This is a genomic window from Corallococcus aberystwythensis, from assembly GCF_003612165.1.
GTDB lineage: Bacteria > Myxococcota > Myxococcia > Myxococcales > Myxococcaceae > Corallococcus > Corallococcus aberystwythensis.
In genome coordinates this window covers 26,799-47,169 of record NZ_RAWK01000034.1, presented here as the reverse complement: position 1 = coordinate 47,169, position 20,371 = coordinate 26,799, and the positions used below count along the sequence as shown (strand labels likewise).

The 20,371-nt window shown below is 70.8% G+C and carries 14 protein-coding genes; 10 read left to right on the top strand and 4 right to left on the bottom strand.

Annotation, left to right across the window (positions count from 1 at the left end; genetic code table 11):
• The 3 genes from D7W81_RS07770 to D7W81_RS07760 all read left to right on the top strand — a co-directional run.
• Window positions 1-2,325: heavy metal translocating P-type ATPase (locus D7W81_RS07770; RefSeq protein WP_120554692.1), on the top strand; the 2,325-nt coding region annotated here is incomplete at its 5' end.
• A 101-nt stretch (window positions 2,326-2,426) separates the two neighbouring features.
• Window positions 2,427-2,840 carry a four-helix bundle copper-binding protein gene (locus D7W81_RS07765; protein WP_120554691.1) on the top strand — a complete coding sequence of 138 codons (414 nt, stop codon included), beginning with the start codon at window positions 2,427-2,429 and terminating at the stop codon, window positions 2,838-2,840.
• Between the two features lie 41 nt (window positions 2,841-2,881).
• Window positions 2,882-3,973 (top strand): Rieske 2Fe-2S domain-containing protein, encoded by a 1,092-nt coding sequence (locus D7W81_RS07760; RefSeq protein WP_120554690.1) that lies wholly within the window; start codon window positions 2,882-2,884, stop codon window positions 3,971-3,973.
• A gap of 4 nt (window positions 3,974-3,977) precedes the next feature.
• Here the strand turns inward: D7W81_RS07760 and D7W81_RS07755 are convergent, their stop codons facing one another.
• The gene (locus tag D7W81_RS07755; RefSeq protein WP_120554689.1) at window positions 3,978-4,949 is read right to left on the bottom strand and encodes a PLP-dependent cysteine synthase family protein; all 972 of its coding nucleotides are present in this window, start codon (window positions 4,947-4,949) and stop codon (window positions 3,978-3,980) included.
• A gap of 177 nt (window positions 4,950-5,126) precedes the next feature.
• Between D7W81_RS07755 and D7W81_RS07750 the strand changes: the two genes are divergently transcribed.
• Together D7W81_RS07750 and D7W81_RS07745 are read left to right on the top strand one after the other, a co-directional pair.
• Window positions 5,127-6,587 (top strand): sensor histidine kinase, encoded by a 1,461-nt coding sequence (locus D7W81_RS07750; protein ID WP_120554688.1) that lies wholly within the window; start codon window positions 5,127-5,129, stop codon window positions 6,585-6,587.
• Window positions 6,588-6,670: 83 nt separating this feature from the next.
• On the top strand, window positions 6,671-7,279 hold the full coding sequence (locus D7W81_RS07745) for a DUF2378 family protein (RefSeq protein WP_120554687.1): 609 nt from the start codon (window positions 6,671-6,673) through the stop codon (window positions 7,277-7,279).
• On the opposite strand, the gene D7W81_RS07740 is transcribed toward D7W81_RS07745, so the two are convergent.
• The 3 genes from D7W81_RS07740 to sitI6 all read right to left on the bottom strand — a co-directional run bounded on the left by D7W81_RS07740 (window position 7,270) and on the right by sitI6 (window position 10,387).
• Window positions 7,270-8,205, bottom strand: coding sequence for a pirin family protein (locus D7W81_RS07740; RefSeq protein ID WP_120554686.1), 936 nt, complete (start codon window positions 8,203-8,205; stop codon window positions 7,270-7,272). The genes D7W81_RS07745 and D7W81_RS07740 overlap by 10 nt on opposite strands.
• Window positions 8,206-8,272: 67 nt before the next feature.
• Window positions 8,273-9,448 (bottom strand): PAS domain-containing protein, encoded by a 1,176-nt coding sequence (locus D7W81_RS07735; RefSeq protein WP_244227044.1) that lies wholly within the window; start codon window positions 9,446-9,448, stop codon window positions 8,273-8,275.
• Window positions 9,449-9,649: 201 nt separating this feature from the next.
• The gene (gene sitI6 / locus D7W81_RS07725; RefSeq protein WP_120554683.1) at window positions 9,650-10,387 is read right to left on the bottom strand and encodes a SitI6 family double-CXXCG motif immunity protein; all 738 of its coding nucleotides are present in this window, start codon (window positions 10,385-10,387) and stop codon (window positions 9,650-9,652) included.
• 373 nt (window positions 10,388-10,760) lie between these two features.
• Between sitI6 and D7W81_RS07720 the strand changes: the two genes are divergently transcribed.
• From D7W81_RS07720 to D7W81_RS07700, 5 genes are all read left to right on the top strand, one after another.
• Complete coding sequence (locus D7W81_RS07720) at window positions 10,761-15,104, top strand: DEAD/DEAH box helicase (RefSeq protein ID WP_120554696.1); 4,344 nt, start codon at window positions 10,761-10,763, stop codon at window positions 15,102-15,104.
• Window positions 15,105-15,171: 67 nt separating this feature from the next.
• Window positions 15,172-15,846 (top strand): hypothetical protein, encoded by a 675-nt coding sequence (locus D7W81_RS07715; RefSeq protein ID WP_120554682.1) that lies wholly within the window; start codon window positions 15,172-15,174, stop codon window positions 15,844-15,846.
• Between the two features lie 40 nt (window positions 15,847-15,886).
• Window positions 15,887-16,291 (top strand): hypothetical protein, encoded by a 405-nt coding sequence (locus D7W81_RS07710; protein WP_244227042.1) that lies wholly within the window; start codon window positions 15,887-15,889, stop codon window positions 16,289-16,291.
• A gap of 170 nt (window positions 16,292-16,461) precedes the next feature.
• Window positions 16,462-17,838, top strand: coding sequence for an ammonium transporter (locus D7W81_RS07705; protein WP_120554680.1), 1,377 nt, complete (start codon window positions 16,462-16,464; stop codon window positions 17,836-17,838).
• A gap of 281 nt (window positions 17,839-18,119) precedes the next feature.
• Window positions 18,120-20,324 carry a hypothetical protein gene (locus tag D7W81_RS07700; protein ID WP_120554679.1) on the top strand — a complete coding sequence of 735 codons (2,205 nt, stop codon included), beginning with the start codon at window positions 18,120-18,122 and terminating at the stop codon, window positions 20,322-20,324.
• Window positions 20,325-20,371 lie beyond the last annotated feature (47 nt).

Here is a 20,371-nt window from a genome sequence, read left to right as displayed (position 1 = left end):
GGCCACACCTGGTTCTTCTGCGGCCCGAAGTGCCGCCAGCGCTTCCAGGCGGACCCCGGGCACTTCCTCCAGCCCCGGACCCCGCCACCGCCCGCCGCGCCGGGCGCCGTCTACGTGTGCCCCATGGATCCGGAGGTGCGTGAGCACGCGCCGGGGGCCTGCCCGAAGTGCGGCATGGCGCTGGAGCCCGAAGCGCCGCCGGCCCTCCAGACGCGCGTCGAATACACCTGCCCGATGCACCCGGAGGTGGTGAGCGACGGGCCGGGCGCCTGCCCGAAGTGCGGCATGGCGCTGGAGCCGCGCACGGTGACGGTGGAGGAACCGCCAGACCCCGAGCTGCGCTCGATGACACAGCGGTTCTGGGTGGGGCTGGTGCTGAGCGTGCCGCTGATGCTGCTGGGCATGTCGGACATGTTGCCGGTGCGGCTGACGCTGTCGCCCCTGGCGCTCGTGTGGGCGCAGTTCGTGCTGGCGACGCCGGTGGTGCTGTGGGTGGGGGCGCCGTTCTTCCAGCGGGGTTGGGCGTCGGTGCGGAACCGGCACCTGAACATGTTCACGCTCATCGCGCTGGGCGCGGGCGCGGCGTACGTCTTCAGCGTGGGGGCCACGCTGTTCCCGCACCTGTTGCCGCAAGGCGCGCGCACGGGGCACGGCGGCGCCGCGCCCGTGTACTACGAGGCCGCGGCCATCATCCTCACGCTGGTGGCGCTGGGGCAGGTGCTGGAGCTGCGCGCCCGCCACGCGACGTCCGGCGCGCTGCGGGCCCTCCTGTCGCTGGCCCCCGCCATGGCGAGGCACATCGCGGACGACGGCCACGAGGAGGACGTGCCGCTGTCCCAGGTGCTCGTGGGGTGGCGCCTGCGCGTGCGCCCCGGGGAGAAGGTGCCGGTGGACGGCGAGGTGCTGGAGGGCGCGAGCGCGGTGGATGAGTCGCTCGTCACCGGAGAGCCCATGCCGGTGGAGAAGGGGCCCGGCGCGAAGGTGACGGGCGGCACGGTGAATGGCACCGGGACGCTGGTGATGCGCGCGGAGCGCGTGGGACAGGACACGCTCCTGTCGCGCATCGTCCAGCGCGTGGCCGAGGCGCAGCGCACGCGTGCGCCCATCCAGCGGCTGGCGGACCGCGTGGCCGGCATCTTCGTGCCCGCGGTCATCGCGGTTGCGGGAGTGACCGCGGTCGTCTGGGCCGTGTGGGGACCGGAGCCGAGGCTCGCGCACGCGCTGGTGAACGCGGTGGCGGTGCTCATCATCGCCTGCCCGTGCGCGCTGGGCCTGGCCACGCCCATGTCCGTGATGGTGGGGACGGGGCAGGGCGCGCGCATGGGCGTGCTCATCCGCGACGCGGCGGCGCTGGAGCGGATGGCGGCGGTGGACACGCTGGTGGTGGACAAGACGGGCACGCTCACGGAAGGCAAGCCGCGCCTCGTGACGGTGGAGCCCGTGCCGGGCGTGGACGCGTCCGTGCTCCTGTGCCAGGCCGCGAGCCTGGAGCGCGGCAGCGAACACCCGCTGGCCACCGCCCTGGTCGCGGGCGCGAAGGAGCGGGGCGTATCCCCCGGAGGAGTGGAGGGCTTCCAGTCCGTGCCAGGGCAGGGCGTCCGGGGCCGCGTGGAGGGACGCGACATCGCGCTGGGCAACGCGGCGCTGATGCGGAGCCTGGGCGTGGAGGTGGAGTCCCTGACGGAGCGCGCGGAGGCGCTGCGCCAGGAGGGCCAGACGGTGGTCCTGGTGTCGGTGGACGGCCGCGCGGCGGGGCTCCTGGGCGTGGAGGATCCGGTGAAGCCATCCACGCCGGAGGCCCTGTCCCAGCTCAGGGCGGAGGGCCTGCGCGTGGTGATGCTCACCGGCGACAGCCCGACGACGGCGCACGCGGTGGCGCGCAGGCTGGGCATCACGGAGGTGATTGCCGGCGTGCAGCCGGACGCGAAGGGCGACGCGGTGAAGGCGCTGCAAGCCCGGGGGCGCGTGGTGGCCATGGCGGGCGACGGCGTGAACGACGCTCCGGCGCTGGCGCGGGCGGACGTGGGCATCGCCATGGGGACGGGCACGGACATCGCCATGGAGAGCGCGGGCGTGACGCTGGTGAAGGGCGACCTGCGGGGCATCGCGCGGGCGCGCGGGTTGAGCCAGGCCGTGCTGCGCAACATCCGGCAGAACCTCTTCTTCGCCTTCGTCTACAACCTGCTGGGCGTGCCGCTGGCGGCGGGCGTGCTGTACCCCGTCCTCGGGCTGCTCCTGAGCCCGCTGTTCGCGAGCGCGGCGATGAGCCTTTCGTCCGTATCCGTCATCGGCAACGCCCTGCGGTTGCGGCGGCTGAAGTTCTAGTCCGGGGCTGTCGGCCAGCCGGCCGCGCGGGGCGGGATGGTGGCCGTCCCGCGCGTGCCCACCCTGAGGCTCGAAGTTCAACGGTCCGAAAGGAAGCCCTCATGGCGAACGCCGACGTGATGCGCGGCAACAACGAGATGCGCGAGTGCATCGACAACTGCATGGCCTGTCACCGCATCTGCATGGAGACGCTGGCGGACTGTCTGAAGCGGGGAGGCAAGCACGCCGAGCCGAAGCTCCTCCGGATGCTGATGGACTGCGCGGACATCTGCGAGACGAGCGCGCGCTTCATCATGCGCGGCTCCGACATGCACTCGCGCACCTGCTTCGCCTGCGCGGAGGTGTGTGCCGCCTGCGCGACCCTCTGCGAGCAGATGGGCAACGACGCGATGATGAAGGCCTGCGCGGAGGCGTGCCGCCGCTGCGAGGAGTCCTGCCGGAGGATGAGCGGCGGGGTGATGCCCCAGCCCATCAACCCGGAGGCCGCCCAGCGCGCCGCCGACCTGCCCGCCTGAAGGGGGCGTGCACGGAGGCCCGGGCCCATTAGACTGGGCGCATGAATGCCCGCGAGGAGGGACGCGCCCCTGGTGCGTCCCCCAGTCACATCTCCGTCGTCCGGCTTCCCCACTCCTGGTTCATCCTCTGCACGTCGCGCGAGCTGGGGGCCACCCCGCTCGCGCGCACGCTGCAGGGCACGCCCCTGGTGCTCTTCCGGGGGGAGGGCGGCAAGCCCGGCGCCCTGGTGGACCGCTGCCCGCACCGCAACGTGCCCCTGTCCCTGGGGCGCGTGAAGAACGGACAGCTGGAGTGCGGCTACCACGGCTGGCGCTTCGACAGCGGGGGCCAGTGCCGGCTCATCCCCGGCCTGGTGGGGGAGCCCGAGGCCCGCTCCCGCTGCGCCTCGTCCCACGCGACGCGGGAGCAGGACGGCTTCGTCTGGGTCTACTCCACGCCCGGCGTGGAGCCCACGACGGAGCCCTTCCGCTTCCCGCTGCTGGACGCGGCGGACTACACCACCGTGCGCCGGGTGCTGCGCGCGCCCGGGTCGCTGCACGCGGTGCTGGAGAACACGCTGGATGTGCCGCACACGGCCTTCCTCCACGGCGGCCTGTTCCGCACCGCGGAGAAGAAGAACGAAATCGACGTGGTGGTGCGCAGGAGCGCGGACCGCGTGGAGGCGGAGTACCTGGGCGAGCCCGCGCCCAAGGGGCTCGTGGGGAGGCTGCTCGCGCCGGGCGGCGGGGTGGTGCAGCACTTCGACCGCTTCCTGATGCCCTCCATCGCGCAGGTGGAGTACCGCATCGGGGAGAAGAGCCACATCCTGGTCAACTCCGCCATGACGCCGGTGAGTGACTGGGACACGCTCGTGTACGCGGTGGTGACGGTGAAGCTGCCCGTGCCGCGCTGGCTGCTCAAGGCCGCGGTGCCCTTCGTGCTGCCGGTGGGCCTGCACATCTTCGGGCAGGACGTGCGCATCCTGGAGAAGCAGACGGACTCCATCCGCCGCTTCGGCACGGAGGCCTACGCCTCCACGGAGATCGACGTCCTGGGGCCCAGCATCCTGCGCCTGATGCGCGCCCAGGAGCGCGAGCGCACCGCTCCGCCTCCGGACACGGTGCACGAGACGCGCGTGCGCATGCGCACCTGAGGCGTCAGCCAGCCTTGGGCGTGGCGGCGGGCGCGGGCCGGGGCTGCACCAGCTCCGTGGAGAAGTAGCGCTCCATGCGGTCCGGGAACACCGTCACCACCTGGGCCTGCGGGCCCAGCTGCTTCGCCGCCTCCACCGCCGCCGCGTAGTTGAGGCCGGAGGACGGGCCCACCGGGAAGCCCCGGCGGATGAGCGCCCGCGCGGTGCGCATGGCCAGGTCATCCGAGATGTCCAGCTCCACGCGGCCCGGCATGTCCGCCTCGCGGTACAGCTTCGACAGGCCGTCCACCACACCCGGCACGCGCGCGCTGAAGCTGCAACATTCAATGTCGCAGCCCAGCCCCGCGATGGGACGCGCCACGAAGGGCGTCACCGGACAGCCCGCTTCCGCGAACGCCTGGAACAGCCCCACGATGGTGCCGCCCGTGCCCACGCCGCTCACCACGCCGTGCACCAGCCCGCCCGGGACCTGCGCCAGGATTTCCTGCCCCGTCCAGACGCGGTGTGCCTCCGCGTTGTCCGGATTCTCGAACTGGCGGGGCGCGTAGCCGCCGCGCTCCTTCGCCAGGGCCGCCGCCCGCGCGATGGCACCCCGGATGCCCTCCGCGCGCGGCACCAGCTCCACCTCGCCGCCGTAGGCGCGGATGGCGATGAGCCGCTCCTCCGTCACGCCCTCCGGCATCACCGCCGTGAAACGGCACCCCATCTGCGCGCTCGCCAGCGCCATCGCGATGCTGGTGGAGCCGCTGGACGCCTCCACCACGTCGCCGCCCGGGCACAGTTCGCCCAGCCGCCACGCCTTCTCCAGCATGTACCGGGCGATGCGGTCCTTGGTGGACCCACTGGGGTTGAGGAACTCCAGCTTGCACCAGATGGTGGGACCTTCCGGGTCCAGCCGCACGGGCACGAGCGGCGTGGGCCCCACGGCCTGGAGGAAGCGGCCATCAGCGGGGAGCGGGCGGCAGGGAGGGCGCATGGGACTCATCCCTATCGCGAAATGCGGCAGGGCGGGAGTTGCCCTGTCGTCCAGCGAGCGGCACTGGGCGCCTGGTCCCCTGGCTGTTCCTCCGGAGAAGACATTTTCTCACGCGCGACACTTGGCGCGCCCGGTGCCAACCATTACGAAGGAGGGCCAGGGCTTCACCGAGCACGCATGCCTTCCGCACCCATCATCCTCAACGTCAACGACGACCTGGCCAGCCGCTACGTCACGTCCCGCGTGCTGTCCCTGGCGGGCTTCCAGGTCCTGGAAGCGGGCACGGGCGCGGAGACACTGAAGCTCGCGGACGAGCAGACCGACCTGGTCATCCTGGATGTCCGCCTGCCGGACATGAGCGGCCTGGAGGTGTGCCGGCGTTTGAAGGCCTCCCCGCGCACGCGCAACGCGCTGGTGCTGCACCTGTCCGCGCAGGCGGTGGGCCCCGCGGACCGGGCGCAGGGGCTGGAGCACGGCGCGGACGCGTACCTCGTGGCGCCGGTGGATCCGGAGGAGCTGGTGGCCCAGGTGCACGCGCTCCTGCGCCTGCGCCGCGCCGAGCGCGAGGTGCGCGTCCTCTCCGACCAGGTGCAGCAGCAGCGCCGCCTGCTGGAGCTGGCCATGGGCGCGGCGGCGGACCCCATCGCGCTCTATGACGGGGACGGGACGCTCATCTACGCCAACCAGGCGGTGGCCGCGTCGCGCGGCTCGCACCACGTGCACGTGCCGGGCAGGAACATGGACGCCCTGCGCGTGATGGATCCGCAGCTGGAGTCCTATGCGAAGGCGCTGGACGCGGCGCGGCGCACGGGCCAGGTGCAGCGCGGCCGCGTCACCCTGTCCTCGGACCTGGGCCCGCGGCACTTCGAGTACACGATGTCGCCGGCCACCGGCCCCACGGGCGCGGTGGAGGCGGTCATCGCCACCGGCCAGGACGTCACGGAGCTGCGCAACGCGGAGGACTTCCGCGAGCAGTTCATCGGCATCCTGGGCCACGACCTGCGCAACCCGCTCAACGCGCTGTCCATGTCCGCGCAGCAGCTCCAGCGCCAGGGCGAGCTGTCCGACCGCCAGCGCGTCTTCACCGAGAGAATCCTCACCAGCGCGGAGCGCATGGAGCGGATGATCCGCCAGTTGCTGGACTTCGCCCGGGCCCGGCTGGGCGCGGGGCTGCCGGTGGTGCGCTCGCGGTGCGACCTGTTCGACGTGGTGCGCGGCGCGGTGGACGAGTCACGCGCCAGCCAGCCCCACCGCGAGGTGATGCTGGACGTGCGGGGCGACGGGCGCGGCGCGTGGGACGCGGACCGGCTGGAGCAGGTGGTGACCAACCTGGTGTCCAACGCGCTCAAGTTCAGCCCGCCGGATTCGCCCGTGCGCGTGAGCGCGGAGGGCCTGGCGTCCGAGGCGGTGGTGCGGGTGCACAATCTGGGCACGCCCATTCCGGCGGAGCAGCTGCCACACGTCTTCGCCGCGTGGCGCCGCGCCGGCCGCAGCGACCGGGAGCGCGGCGCGTCCGCGGGGCTGGGGCTGGGGCTCTACATCACCGACCAGCTCGTGAAGGCCCACGGCGGCACCGTGCAGGTGAGCTCCACGGAAGCCCAGGGGACGACCTTCACGGTGCGGCTGCCCCGAGGCTGAAAAAGCTACGGGTTTGACGACTCGTGGACGGAAGCGTTGCGTCGACCCTTCCGGATGCGCAGGGCCGCCTCCACCCTGGGGGCATGGTCCCATCCGAAAAGCAAATCTTCGCCCAGAGCGTGGAAGCCCTCTTCGTGCGTGTCCTGGGGCCGTACCTCACACGTGACGGCCGCCAGAAGCTGAAGGCCGCCGGCCTGAACCTGTCCGAGCCGCTGCGTCCCCACTACTCGGTGGATCAGTGGCGGGTCTTCCTGGACGTGGCCGCGCGGGACGTCTTCCCCGGCCAGCCCCTGGAGACGGCCTACCTGGAGCTGGGGGCCCGGTACCTCAAGGGCTTCCAGCAGACGTCCGTGGGGCGGGCGAGCATGCAGTTGGTCACCCACCTGGGCCCCAAGAAGACGCTGGAGCGCGTGCCGTACAACCTGCGCGCGGGCAACAACTTCAACGAGGTCCGGGTGGAGGAGCTGTCCCAGCAGGACGCCACCCTGTGGGTGAAGGACGTGCTGGCGGACAACCCCTTCTTCGCCTGCGGGTTCCTCGCGGAGACGCTGCGCGCGTCGGGCGCGGGCTCCCCGGAGGTGAAGCCCATCGCCTTCGACGGGACGGCGGCCACGTACCGGCTGACGTGGTCGCAGGCGAAGTCGCAGCGGCCCGCGGGCACGCTGGCGCCGGTGCGCCGGCTCTACGGGTAGCGCACGGGCGCGGGCGGATCATCCGGCGGCAGGGGGATGAACTCCGTCTCCTGCGGCACGCCAGCGAAGCGGCCTTCCTTCCAGTCCGCCTTGGCGGCCTCCAGGCGCTCCTGGGAGGACGACACGAAGTTCCAGAAGAGGTAGCGCGGGCCGTCCATGGGCTCGCCGCCCAGGAGCATCATCCGCGCGGAGGACTCCGCCTTGAGGATGATCTCGCTGCCCGGCTTGAACACCAGCAGTTCGCCGGGCTGGAAGCGGGTGCCCTCCACTTCGACGGTGCCCTCGACGAGGTAGAGGCCCCGCTCCTCGTACTCGGCGGAGAGCTTCAGCCGTGAGCCCGCCTCCATCTTCGCGTCCGCGTAGAAGAGGTCGGAGTGGGCGCGCACGGGGGACTTGCCGCCGTGCACCTGGCCCGCGATGACGGTCAGGTGGATGCCCTCTCCGTCGATGATGGGGAGCGTGTCCGCGGGGTGGTGGACGAAGGCGGGCGCGACCTCTTCGTGCTTCTTGGGCAGGGCCACCCAGGCCTGGATGCCGAAGAGGCGGCCGCCGGCGGCGCGCGTCTCCGGGCCAGTGCGCTCCGAGTGGGCGATGCCCTGGCCCGCGGTCATCCAGTTCACGGCGCCGGGGCGGATGGGCTGCACGAAGCCCAGCGAGTCGCGGTGGAGGATTTCGCCCTGGAAGAGATAGGTGACGGTGGACAGGCCGATGTGCGGGTGCGGGCGCACGTCCAGTCCGCGGCCGGGGTCGAAGTCCGCGGGGCCCATCTGGTCCAGGAAGATGAAGGGGCCGACCATGCGGCGGCGCGCGGAGGGCAGGGCGCGGCGCACGTGGAAGCCGTCGCCCAGGTCGCGCACGCGCGGGACGATGAGCGTCTCCAGCGAGGGCGGGGGCTCACGGCCCTGCAGGTCTTCTTCCCAGCTCATGGTGTGGCTCCTTTTCGGGTGCGGGCAGTGTGCCCCAGTTCAGTCCGTCGCGCGTCCTGCTTCCTCCTCAAGCCGCCACCTCGGAGGGCGGTGCCAGCGACCACCGCGTCATGTCCACCAGCACGCCGAGGAGCCGTGCTTCCTGCCCGTCTCCGGCGCGGGCCTCGCCCCAGAGCGTCAGCCGCCGCACCTCGCCCCGCGCGCCCACCACGCGCAAGCCGAGCGCGAGCTTCACCGCGGGCCGCGCAGGGGAGGCCAGTCGCGCGGCCACGGTCATGCGGTCCTCCGGGTGCAGCCGCGCCAGCAGCGCCGTCAGCGGTTCCTCGGCGGGGAGCGAGGGCTGTCCCAGGAGCGCCGCCGCGCCCGGTCCCCAACGCAGCAGCCCCTCGGGCATCCGCAGGTCGAACAGCGTGGCGGACGCGGCGGACAGGGCTTGCTGGAGCCGCGCCTCGTTGTGGTGCAGGGCCTCCTCCATCCGCTTGCGCTCGGTGATGTCGCGGCTGATGCCGAACAGGCCAAACACCCGGCCCTGGTCGTCGAGCAACACGCCCTTGGTGGACAGCCACACTCGGCCCGGGTGGCCGGATTGCGCCTCCTCGTAGGTGAACGTCCGGCGGAAGGCCATGACCTCGCGGTCGTGGGCCACGCTGGCGCGCGCCTCGTCCGGCCACAGCTCCGCGTCGGTGTGGCCCACCACCTCCTCCATGGTGCGCCCCATCAGCCGGGCTCCCGCCGCGTTGATGCGCGTGTACTGGCCCGCCAGGTTCTTCGTGTAGATGGCGTCAGTGGAGCCCTGCATCACCGCCTGGAACAGGGCGCTCGTGTCACGCAGGGGCTCCGGGGCCGCCACGGGCGGCTGCGAGGACGAGTCGTCCAGCCACACATACAGCCGTCCCTCTGGAGCGCGCGCGGCCCGGATGCGCAGCGTGTGCATCCCGGAGCCCGGGTCCCCGTGGATCCACTGTTCCGAGCGCAGGCCCGTGCTCAGCGTCATCCCCCACGCCGAGCGCAGTCCTGCCCAGGTCCGCCGCGTGGCGAGGAACGCCGTGCCCTCCAGGCCGTCCCCCAGCAATGCCTGCGCGGCGGGGTTGGCGTACTCACAGAGGAAGTCGTCAGGCGCTTGAGGCCGCAGCACGAGGAATCCATCGGGGTTGAGCGCTTCGGTCGCGAAGTTCGACGCGGAGGACGAGGACATGCCGGAGGCCTGGAGCAGGGCTGGAGATGGGCGGTACGGCGTGGGCACCTGCGATCATCTTGCGCGCGTGCGGCACGGCTGGATCTGTCCCCCGGGTCGCACGCGCTGTCGCCCACGAGACGCAGCGGAGCCGGTCGGGCGGCACCCACCTTTCGTCGCGTCCGCAGGCGGGAAGACGCTGGAGGTCACGGGGCACATCGATGTTGGTGGAAGGCCGGACGGTCTGGCTTTCGCGGTCCGGCGCGGAGCTCAGTGAACCGAGCCTGAGCGGGACTCTGGCGTCACCTGGGCTTCGCGAAACGTCACGTCCGACGGGCCCAGGGCTGCGATGGCCTCGACGAAGCGTTCGTTGACGAAGGTGTACGTGGATCCGTTCTTGGGGCGGAAGAGGTCCACGTCATGAGGAAGGGCATCCCCATCCAGAGAGGGCGTGGGCGAGATCCGCACCTCGTGCCATCCGCAGGTGGGGCACGGGGGGCCTGTCAAGACGGCCTCGCTGTGCAGAAGCCCGCGCAAGGGAAGCTCCAGCTCATACAGGACGACCCCTGCTTCAAGTCCCTGCAGCTCTGCGCGCATGGGAACAAGCCCCCGGATCCCCATGGCCCGGAGGTGCCGCAATGCTTCCTGCGTGACCAGCACCTCCCAGCCGTAACGAGCGCTCAATGGGCCAAAGGATCCGAGTGCCGTGCCTCGAAGCGGGCCGAACTGCATGCCGGGTTCCGGAGGCAGACCGGACGGGAGAAGCGGCTGCACGAGGGACGCAAGACGCTCGTATTCCGGATAGGGCTCGACACGCGGCTCCACCAACAGGTCGCGTTCGGACAGCGAGGTCAGGTCGACGCTGGGAAGCGCGAACTGGCCGCTCCAGGTCTCATGGCAGGTGGGGCACTCCACCCCGGGCAGGCTCCAGACGTGCTCGGCGGAGAGGCTGCCACTCCAATGTCTCGGAGTGGAGGGGGCCGGACGTTGGAGTTGGTAGAAGCGCATTGGGTGATGGAGGGCGAGTTGTCCTCTGCGAGGACCGGATGCTTCTTGTCCATGAGTGTGACTCGGCGGTTCAGATTGGCTTCGAGCACTGCCTTGGAACCTCAGTCAAAATCGACTGACGTTCCATCTGCTTTCAATCTGCCGCCAGGGCAATGCACGGAGTCAGGTCGCACTGTGAAATGCGGCGCCCTGCGGCAGAAGAGCCCCGTCTGCCTGGGTGCCCTGCGTCCTGCTGGGGAGACGAAGCCGTCGCGATGCAGGCGTATACGCGGGGCCTCCGACATCCCCCGACCTGAGTGGTCGGATGCGCCACCCTCCATCCGTTGACGCCGCGCTGTACCTGTGTTCAGGCTGGCTCTTCCGGGAGCCCGCCATGTCCCCTCAAATCGCCCTCGCCTTCGCGTCCGAGTCCGCGGCCCATCCGGCGCTCGCCGCCTTCCATCCGGTGGTGCGGCGCTGGTTCGCTTCACGCCTGGGCGAGCCCACCCGCCCGCAGATTGAAGGCTGGCCGCTCATCCACGCGGGCCACGACGTGCTCATCGCCGCGCCCACCGGCAGCGGCAAGACGCTCACGGCGTTCCTCGCCGCGCTGGACTCGCTGTTCCGCCTGGCGCTCGACAGCACACTGCCCGACCACACCCGCGTCCTCTACGTGTCGCCCCTGAAGGCCCTGGGCAACGACGTGCAGAAGAACCTCCTCCAGCCGCTGGAGGAGCTGATGGCCATGGCTCGCGAGGAGGGCTACGAGCCCCAGCACCTGCGCGTGCAGGTGCGCACCGGCGACACGCCCGCCGCCGAGCGCGCCCAGATGGTGCGCCGCCCGCCGCACATCCTCATCACCACGCCCGAGTCCCTCTACCTCTACCTCACCGCCGACCGCGCCCGCGCCACCCTGCGCCACGTGCGCACGGTCATCGTGGATGAAATCCACGCGCTCGCCCGCGACAAGCGCGGCAGCCACTTCGCGCTGTCCATGGAGCGCCTCAAGGCCCTCACGGACGTGCGCCCCCAGCTGCTGGGCCTGTCCGCCACGCAGAAGCCGCTGGACGCCATCTCGGGCTTCCTCACCGGCGCGTCCCTCACCGAGTGCAAGCGCGTGGAGGTGGGCCACCAGCGCCCGTGGGACCTCAAGGTCGAGATTCCCGACGCGGAGCTGTCCTCCATCGCGAGCCACGACATGTGGGGGCAGGTCTATGACCGGCTCATCCAGCTCGCCAGCGAGCACCGCACCACGCTCGTCTTCGTCAACACGCGCAAGATGTCCGAGCGCGTGGCGCACGACCTGGGTGAACGCCTGGGCCAGCAGTGGGTGGCCGCGCACCACGGCAGCATGTCCCGCGAGATGCGCCTGTCCGCGGAAGAGCGCCTCAAGGCCGGCCAGCTGCGCGTGATGGTGGCCACCGCGTCGCTGGAGCTGGGCATCGACGTGGGCAACGTGGACCTCGTCGTGCAGCTGGGCACCACCAAGGCCATCTCCGTGCTGCTCCAGCGCGTGGGCCGCGCCGGCCACCACAAGGCGGGCATCTCCAAGGGCATCCTCTTCGCCATGACGCGCGACGAGCTGGTGGAGTGCGTCGCGCTCCTCAACGCCGTGCGCGAGGGCGACCTGGACGCGGTCCGCATTCCGAAGAAGCCGCTGGACGTGCTGGCGCAGCAGATTGTCGCCGCGTGCGCGTGCGAGGAATGGGACGAGCGCGCGCTCTTCAGCATCTTCCAGCGCGCGTACCCGTACCAGGACCTCACCTGGGAGGAGTACCAGCAGGTGCTGGACATGCTGTCGGAGGGCGTGGCCGAGCGCCGCGGCCGGGGCAGCATCCACCTGCACCGCGACCGGGTGAACCAGCGGCTCAAGGGGCGCCGGGGCGTGCGCATCACCGCGCTCACCAACGGCGGCGCCATCCCGGACACGTTCAACTTCAGCGTCACCGCGCAGCCGGAAGGCAAGGTGGTGGGCACGCTGGACGAGGACTTCGCGGTGGAGTCCTCGCCCGGCGACATCTTCCTGCTGGGCAGCACCGCGTGGCGCATCCAGCGCGTCATGGGCAGCACGGTGATGGTGGAGGACGCGAAGGGCGCGCCGCCCAACGTGCCCTTCTGGCGCGGCGAGGCGCCGGGCCGCACGGACGAGCTGAGCCTCCAGGTGGGCCGGCTGCGCGAGGAGCTCCTGCGCCACGACGACCCGGCGGGCTTCCTGGAGAAGCTGTTGCGCGTGCCGCCGCCCGCGGTGGACGCGCTGATGGGCTACCTGCGGCTGGGAAAGAAGATGCTGGGCGACGTGGTGCCCAGCCACACGCAGATTGTCGCCGAGCGCTTCTTCGACGAAGCGGGCGGCATGCAGCTCATCATCCACGCGCCGTTCGGCAGCCGCATCAACCGCGCGTGGGGCATGGCGCTGCGCAAGCGCTTCTGCCGCTCGTTCGACTTCGAGTTGCAGGCGGCGGCCACGGAGGACGGCATCCTCTTGAGCCTGGGGGAACAGCACTCGTTCCCGCTGGCGGACATCTTCGACTTCCTGCACCCGGACAACGTGGAGGAGGTGCTGGTGCAGGCCATCCTCCAGGCGCCCATCTTCGGCACGCGCTTCCGGTGGGTGGCGTCGCGGGCGCTGACGCTGCACCGGATGATGGGGGGCAAGCGCGTGGCGCCGAACCTCCAGCGCGCGCGCAGCGAGGACCTGCTGGCGGCGGTGTTCCCCGCGCAGGTGGGCTGCCAGGACAACCACGGCGGCGGGGACGTGGAGCTGCCGGACCATCCGCTGGTGAAGCAGACGATGGACGACTGTCTGCGCGAGGCGATGGACGTCGACGGGCTGCGCGAGGTGCTCCGGCGCATGAAGGACGGGCGCATCCAGCTGGTTGCGCGCGACGTGCCGGAGCCGAGCGTCTTCGCGCACGCGCTCATCAACAGCCAGCCCTACACCTTCCTGGACGACGCGCCGGCAGAGGAGCGCCGCGTGCGCAACGTGGCCCTGCGCCGCGCGATGCCGGCGGAGGACGCGGCGGCGTTCGGCGCGCTGGACGCGAGCGCCATCCGGCAGGTGGTGGAGGACGCCGCGCCGCCGATGCGCGACGAGGACGAGCTGCACGACGCGCTGTTGCAGTTCGTGCTGGTGCGAGCGTCGGAGGTGCCGCGAGGGCTGGAGGCGGGGCTGTTCAAGCAGGGGCGCGTGGCGTGGCTGGAGCGCGAGGGCGGGCGGTTCCTGGTGTCGGCGGAGCGGGGCAACGCGGTGCGCGCGCTCTTCCCGGACGCCGTGACGCAGCCGGTGTTGCCGGTGCTGGAGTACGACCGGCCGGTGGAGCGCGACGCGGCGGTGCTCCAGGTGGTGCGCGGGCGGATGGAGATGGTGGGGCCCACCACGGTGACGGAGCTGGCGCGGCTGACGCTGCTGGACGCGGACGACATCAACCTGGCGCTGCACAACCTGGAGAGCCAGGGCAGCGTGCTGCGAGGCCAGTTCCGCGCGCAGGACGACGTGCCGGTGCCCCGGGACGCGGACGGAAGCCCGGTGCTGGAGTGGTGCGACCGGCGGTTGCTCCAGCGCATCCACCGGCTGACGGTGGGGCGGCTGCGCCGCGAGATCGAGCCGCTGAGCCCGCAGGACTTCATGCGCTTCCTCTTCCGGTGGCACCACCTGGAGGACGTGGACGCGCTGCGGGGCTCCACGGGGCTGCTCAAGGCGGTGCGGCTGCTCCAGGGGTACGAAGCGCCGGCGTCCGCGTGGGAGCGCTTCCTGTTGCCCGCGCGCATGCGGGGCTACACGCCGGACCTGATGGAGCGCGCGTGCTACGCGGGCGAGGTGGCGTGGGGGCGGGTGACGCTGAAGGATCCGCCGAAGCCCGCGGGTCCGCGCCGGGGTGCGCCGGTGGATCCGCCGGAGCCGGTGGTGGTGAAGCGGTCGTCGCCCACGCGCAACGCGCCGTTGACGTTCACGCTGCGCGAGGACCTGGAGTGGATGCTGGCGGCGGCGCGTCCGCACGCGGTGCTGGCGGACGGGGGCGTGTGGATGCCGCCGGACCTGAGCGCGGCGGCGAAGGACGTGGTGGGCGTGCTGGAGCGGCGGGGTGCGTGCTTCTTCCAGGACCTGGTGACGCGGGCGAGGCGGCTGCCGGCGGAGGTGGAGGACGCGCTGTGGGAGCTGGTGGCGAAGGGGCTCGTCACCGCGGACGCGGTGCAGAACCTGCGCATCCTGCAGAGCCCGGTGCACCGCAAGCGGCAGAAGCTGCTCAACCGGGGTGGCCCGGGCCGCTGGAGCCTGCTGGCGCCGTCGGAGCCGAAGTCACAGGAGGAGGTGACGGAGTCGCTGGCGAAGCTGTTCCTCCAGCGCTACGGCATCGTCTGGCGGGACCTGGTGATGCGCGAATCGCTGGCGCCCACGTGGCGCGACCTGCTGCTCGTCTACCGGCGCATGGAGGCGCGGGGCGAGCTGCGAGGTGGGCGCTTCGTGTCGGGCTTCGTGGGCGAGCAGTTCGCATTGCCAGAAGCCGTGGACATGGCGCGAGGGGTGCGGCGCGCGCCTCCGTCCGGCGTGCGCATCCAGCTGTCCGGCGTGGATCCGCTGAACCTCACGGGCGTGGTGACGCCAGGCCCGCGCGTGGCCGCGCTGCCGAACAACGTCGTCACCTACGTGGACGGGATTCCGCAGGGCGTGGACGCGGTGGAGGACGCGCCGGAGAACGAGGACGCGGAAGTCGATGGGCCACTCGCGCAGGTGAACTGACCCCTGCGCTGGAGCCAGACGCACGAGGTTTGATAGGCATCCACGGTCACCTTGCCTGGGACCGGGGATGCCAACGAACCTGTACTGGATGGTGTTGTTCGTGGCGGTGGGGTGTTCCGCGCCGCATCCGGACATCCGTGTCCGTCAGCTCGCCAATGGCATGTACGAGGTCGAGGGGCCTCTGGCGGGTCCGTTCAAGACGCGGGAGGAACTGGCTCAGGTTGCCTGTGAGCGGATGATCCAGATGCCCGGCGCATCGACCCTGCATGGCCGGCAGGGGAAGGAGTACTGCGCGCTCTGGTACTACTCACCTCAAGTGGAGGCCTACTTCCTCAGCTACTTCTCTGACCTGGGCGGGGACGGGCCTGGAGGCAGGAAGTATTGCAAGGTTCCGCTGGCGCTCCGGGATGCCAGCACCCGCGATCCTGTCATTCTTGGGCCCGCGCATCCGCACCCGCACAACTGGGAGTTCTCACGCGAGGACATGGGCGCGAACCACGAGCCGGACTGGTCACCCTGGGGTTCTGCTCGCTTCGTGGACAGGTCCGGGCGTATCTGGGAGCACGAGCTGTTGCTCTTCTACGGGCCCAGGAATGGTGGATGCCTTGCGTACGACTACAACTATTCCTCCCGGGTCGTGTCGGCACTGCGAGCTGGTAGGTGGATCCCCATCGGGAAGGCTTCTGGAACGGCAGGGGACTTCAGCTTCGACCTGTTCGAGGGGCAGTCATGGTTGCCGTAGCCGCTCGCAGCGAGGTTTCGCGATGATGAGGCTCGCGGGGATGGCCCTGCTCTGCATGACACTGACCGGGTGTTCGCTGTTCGGGTACCACAAGGTGAAGAAAGCCTCGTGGGCGCCTCCCGAAGAGGCAGCCGCTGTCGTGTTCCCGAACTCGTTCAAGGAGGGCGTTCACCTGGAGGGCCCCATGATGGCCGCCCTTGAAGTCGCGATGAACGAGTTCCTGCCCCCTGGCTCGGAGCTCCAGACCCAGGATCCCGACAAGCGCATGGCGCGGTGCCTTTCCCTGCGGAGCACCTACGACACCCATGTCCTCCAATCGGGAGACGACCTGTTCTTCGTCTGGTTCTCCCCGCAGCCAGCGCGTTGCGGCTTGAGCGAGCCCATCCTGGATGGAGGCGCCGTCTACGCAATCGACGGACAGGGCCGCATCCTGGACCGGAGGTAGTGACCAGGCGCCCGTCCTGATGTTTGCTGCTGAAACGTCCGGAGCTGAGTTCCTGTGGTCCATATTGTGTTTTTTATGCTTGTTTCATCTGAATATAAGGCTCGGCGGATTGAATTTAGCTCAGTTCGAGATTACACTGCATTGCGTCAGCTCTCTGGAGAGGTGCGGCGATGCAGAAGTGGATGGCGGTGGCCCTGCTGGTGGCGGTGGGGGTGGCGGGCCTGCTGGTGACCCCGGCGGCGCAGGTGAAGCAGGGCGGTCCCATCAACGCGGCGGACACGGCGTGGCTGCTCACCGCCACGGCGCTGGTGCTGCTGATGACGCCCGGCCTGTCGTTCTTCTACGGCGGCATGGTGCGGCTGAAGAACGTGGTCTCCACGCTGATGCAGAGCTTCATCGCCATGGCCGTCATCAGCGTGCTGTGGGTCGTGGTGGGCTTCAGCCTGTGCTTCGGCGACAGCTTCCACGGCCTCATCGGTGATCCGCGCACCTTCTTCATGTTCAGCGGCGTGGGCGGTGAGACGCACCCGGACCTGGCGCCCACCGTGCCGCTGCTGCTCTTCGCGCTCTTCCAGCTCAAGTTCGCCATCATCACCCCGGCGCTCATCACCGGCGCGTTCGCGGAGCGCGTGCGCTTCAAGGCGTACCTGCTCTTCATGGTGCTCTTCAGCGTCTTCATCTACGCGCCGCTCGCCCACTGGACGTGGCACCCGGAGGGCTTCCTGCGCCAGTGGGGCGTGCTCGACTTCGCGGGCGGCACCGTGGTGCACATGTCCGCGGGGCTCGCCGCGCTCGCGGGCGCCATCGTGCTGGGCCGCCGCCAGGTGCACCTGACGCATGCCACGCACGCTCCCGCCAACGTGCCCTTCGTGATGCTCGGCACGGGCATGCTGTGGTTCGGCTGGTTCGGCTTCAACGCGGGCTCCGCGCTGTCCGCCTCGTCGCTGGCCACGCTGGCCTTCGCCACCACCAACACCGCTTCCGCCGCCGCGATGCTCGGGTGGATCGCCTTCGACTGGCTGCGCGGCCGCAAGCCCAGCGCCATGGGGGCCTGCGTGGGCGCCGTGGTGGGCCTGGTCGCCGTCACGCCCGCCGCGGGCTTCATCACCGTGGGACAGAGCATCGTGGTGGGCCTCGTCGCCAGCTTCGTCAGCAACGCCGCCGTGCACTTCAAGAGCCGCACCGCGCTGGATGACACGCTCGACGTCTTCCCGTGCCACGGCCTGGGCGGCATCGTGGGCATGGTGCTCACCGGCGTGCTCGCCAAGGACGTGGGCCTGCTCTACGGCACCACGCGCACCTTCCTCATGCACCTGCTGGCGCTGGCCGTCGTCTCCGTCTTCTCCTTCGTGGGCTCGTACCTCCTGTACAAGATTGTCGACCGCATCGTCCCGCTGCGCGTCACCCGCGAGCAGGAGGAGCTGGGCCTGGACCTGAGCCAGCACGGAGAGACCGTGGGCGAGGTCCCCACCGCGGCGCTCGCCGCGCCCACGCCGCCGGCCACCGCTCCGGAGCACGCCGCCCCGGCAGCGCCCGTGCCCGCATAGCGTCCTTCCCTCGGGTCGTGCCGGTGGTCACGGGGCCCCTCGCTTCACGCGGGTGGGCCCCGTGGTGCGTTGGGCCCCAAGCGTGTGGGCCCCGGGAGGCCAGGACCTGTCGGGAAGGGAATGGGCGGAGCCTTCGCTGATCATTCGCGTGGGCAGGTCCCTGTCCGGGCGCTGACTTCGCCCGGTCATGGACTGGACGTCTGGACATGCACCGGCGCCCGCGGCGTTGAGACAACGCGCAGCCATCGAAAGCGAAGGCTGATTTCGCCGTGGGGGAATGCATGTTGCGGAAGTGCAAGGAATTGAGAATCGCCGTGTTGGGTGCCGTGCTGGCGGTCAGCGGTTGCGCGAAGGAGCCCGCGCCCGCGCAGGCCCCACCGGTGCGGGACGTCACGGAGGACGTGGGGGGGACCCAGGGCAACAGAGTCATTCCCGTGGACACGCTGCCCCTCGTGCCGGGCCTGTCGGTCGCTGAAATCTTCGCCCAGCAGTTGGAACGGCCCACGCACCTGGGGGAGACGACGGCCGTGCACGTGAAGCTGCCTCCCCCGGCCAACCGGTTGCTCGCGGACAGTCTGGTGCGCGTGATGGGGGACCCGGCGAGGCCCACGGTCCTGTTCCGTTCCGACACCCTGGCCCGGCTGGGCGCCATCCCCGCGAGCCCCGGCCCCGAGTTCTTCACCCTCTTCGCGCAGCTCCCGGGCTCGGAGCTGGATCGCCGCAGGGAGAACGAGCGGCGGCTGGCCTCGGGTGAGTTCGGGGTGCCCACCCGGGAGACCATCCTGTTCAACGGCCGCCACCCGGCCGCCCGCTACGAGGGGCTCTCCGTGAACCCCGACGCCTTCCGGCAGGGCGCGCTGATGCCCTTCACGAACTGCCCCATGGTGCCAGTCTCCACCCAGTCCCAATGGGAGCGCACGCTGCTGATCCGTGACCCGGCCGTGGTGCTCGACCCGGCGCGCACATGGGACCCGTGCACCGGCGCGGGGACGAAGGGCGGCGTGTGGACCTTCGCGCACCTCATGCGGGAGATGGCCCACGGGTCCGGCTCCAGGCCCGAGGCCTTCGTGCTGAACTGGCTGTCGCTCTGGCTCAATGACTTCCAGTCCAACGGCGACACGGTGCCCGCGCGCCGCAAGATGTATGACGAGGTGATTGTCCCCTGGGCCGCCGCCAGCGGCGCGTCCTCGTCCCTCCAGCTCAACGCCTCCACGGGCCGCTGGGAGGTGACGCTCAGCAAGCCGCTGAACCTGGACATCGCGCCCTTCCGGCTGCTGTCCATCGTCAACCGCATCGACCTGGCCGGCAACGAGGGCGACTCCGGCCGGCCGTCCAACCCGGGCGAGCTGCGGTTCCTCTTCGGGCTGACGCGCCCCTCCCCCTGGGGAGGCGGGACGGAGGCGACCTGCAACCTCAAGCCCTTCACCGCCATCTTCGAATACGGCGTGCCGGGCGAGGGGTGCGGGTCGGTCATCGGCTGGGCGCGGCAGTGGGCCTGGCTGGGCACGTACACCCACTTCAACGTGGCCTACCGGGCGATGCTGGAGCAGATGACGGAGAGCGTGGTCCAGCACGGCCGGGCTCCAGGGAAGGGCAACGGGAACGCGCTCAACCAGCTCCGCACCAACGAGGTGGCCCTGGGCTTCCCGTGGGAGCTGCGGGAGTTCCGGCTGGCGGACCAGCACCCCGCCACCGGCAAGGACACGCCCTCCAATGGGTGCCTGCGCGTCCACACGATGGCGCTGACCCCCGATGACGCGACCCACGACTTCCGGAAGGACCCGGACGTCGACTTCTTCGTGCGCACCTACGTCAAGAACGGCGTCGAGCAGCCGGTGACCTTGCCCACCCGGTGCACCGCGCACTTCGCCGTGCCGCGCACCCTCAATGGCAGGCCCTTCCTGGGCGCCAACTCGCTGGTGGCGCCGCCCACCCACTGGGAGGCCCTCACCGCGGTGCCCACGGATGCCACGGAGGTCTGCGCGCGGAAGGAGTTCTCCGCCAACACCTGCAATGGCTGTCACTTCAAGGACACGGGCACCAATGACTTCACGGGCGTGGACAACCTTGCCTTCACGCACGTCAGCCCGACGTCCGGCATCCCGGCCCGGCTGTCGAAGTTCCTCACCGGTGGGGGCAGCGGCCTCATGTACGTCGTGCCGGATGCCCAGTTCGGGGCTCAGGTGACGTCGTGGCCGTTCGCGGATCTGCTGCGCCGGCACCAGCGGCTCCAGGCTCTGGCCAGCTGCACCACGTGCGGATGGTTCATGGACCTGGGCGCGGGCTACCTGTCCCGGATGGAGGCGCTCGCCGGGAGCGTGCCCCTGGACGTGCCGCCTGGCGCTCCCGAGCCGGCGCTCAAGGTGGGCCCCATCCGCGACGTGGGCGTGGTGAAGCAGCTGCTGGAGCTGCGACCCGGCTTCAGGACGCAGCTCCGGGAGCTGCCGCTCGACTTCCTCCAGCCGCCCGCGGCCCGCAGCCACTGAAGCCAGCAGGGCCGGGACGGCCGGGGCTCCTTCTCCAGGTGGAGGGG

What these genes read in the sequence shown, in the direction of transcription:
- D7W81_RS07765 (WP_120554691.1), top strand. Translation starts at nt 2,427, where the DNA reads ATGGCGAACGCCGACGTGATGCGCGGCAACAACGAGATGCGCGAGTGC.
- D7W81_RS07760 (WP_120554690.1), top strand. Translation starts at nt 2,882, where the DNA reads ATGAATGCCCGCGAGGAGGGACGCGCCCCTGGTGCGTCCCCCAGTCAC.
- D7W81_RS07755 (WP_120554689.1), bottom strand. Translation starts at nt 4,949, where the DNA reads ATGCGCCCTCCCTGCCGCCCGCTCCCCGCTGATGGCCGCTTCCTCCAG.
- D7W81_RS07750 (WP_120554688.1), top strand. Translation starts at nt 5,127, where the DNA reads ATGCCTTCCGCACCCATCATCCTCAACGTCAACGACGACCTGGCCAGC.
- D7W81_RS07745 (WP_120554687.1), top strand. Translation starts at nt 6,671, where the DNA reads ATGGTCCCATCCGAAAAGCAAATCTTCGCCCAGAGCGTGGAAGCCCTC.
- D7W81_RS07740 (WP_120554686.1), bottom strand. Translation starts at nt 8,205, where the DNA reads ATGAGCTGGGAAGAAGACCTGCAGGGCCGTGAGCCCCCGCCCTCGCTG.
- sitI6 (WP_120554683.1), bottom strand. Translation starts at nt 10,387, where the DNA reads ATGCGCTTCTACCAACTCCAACGTCCGGCCCCCTCCACTCCGAGACAT.
- D7W81_RS07720 (WP_120554696.1), top strand. Translation starts at nt 10,761, where the DNA reads ATGTCCCCTCAAATCGCCCTCGCCTTCGCGTCCGAGTCCGCGGCCCAT.
- D7W81_RS07715 (WP_120554682.1), top strand. Translation starts at nt 15,172, where the DNA reads ATGCCAACGAACCTGTACTGGATGGTGTTGTTCGTGGCGGTGGGGTGT.
- D7W81_RS07710 (WP_244227042.1), top strand. Translation starts at nt 15,887, where the DNA reads ATGGCCCTGCTCTGCATGACACTGACCGGGTGTTCGCTGTTCGGGTAC.
- D7W81_RS07705 (WP_120554680.1), top strand. Translation starts at nt 16,462, where the DNA reads ATGCAGAAGTGGATGGCGGTGGCCCTGCTGGTGGCGGTGGGGGTGGCG.
- D7W81_RS07700 (WP_120554679.1), top strand. Translation starts at nt 18,120, where the DNA reads ATGTTGCGGAAGTGCAAGGAATTGAGAATCGCCGTGTTGGGTGCCGTG.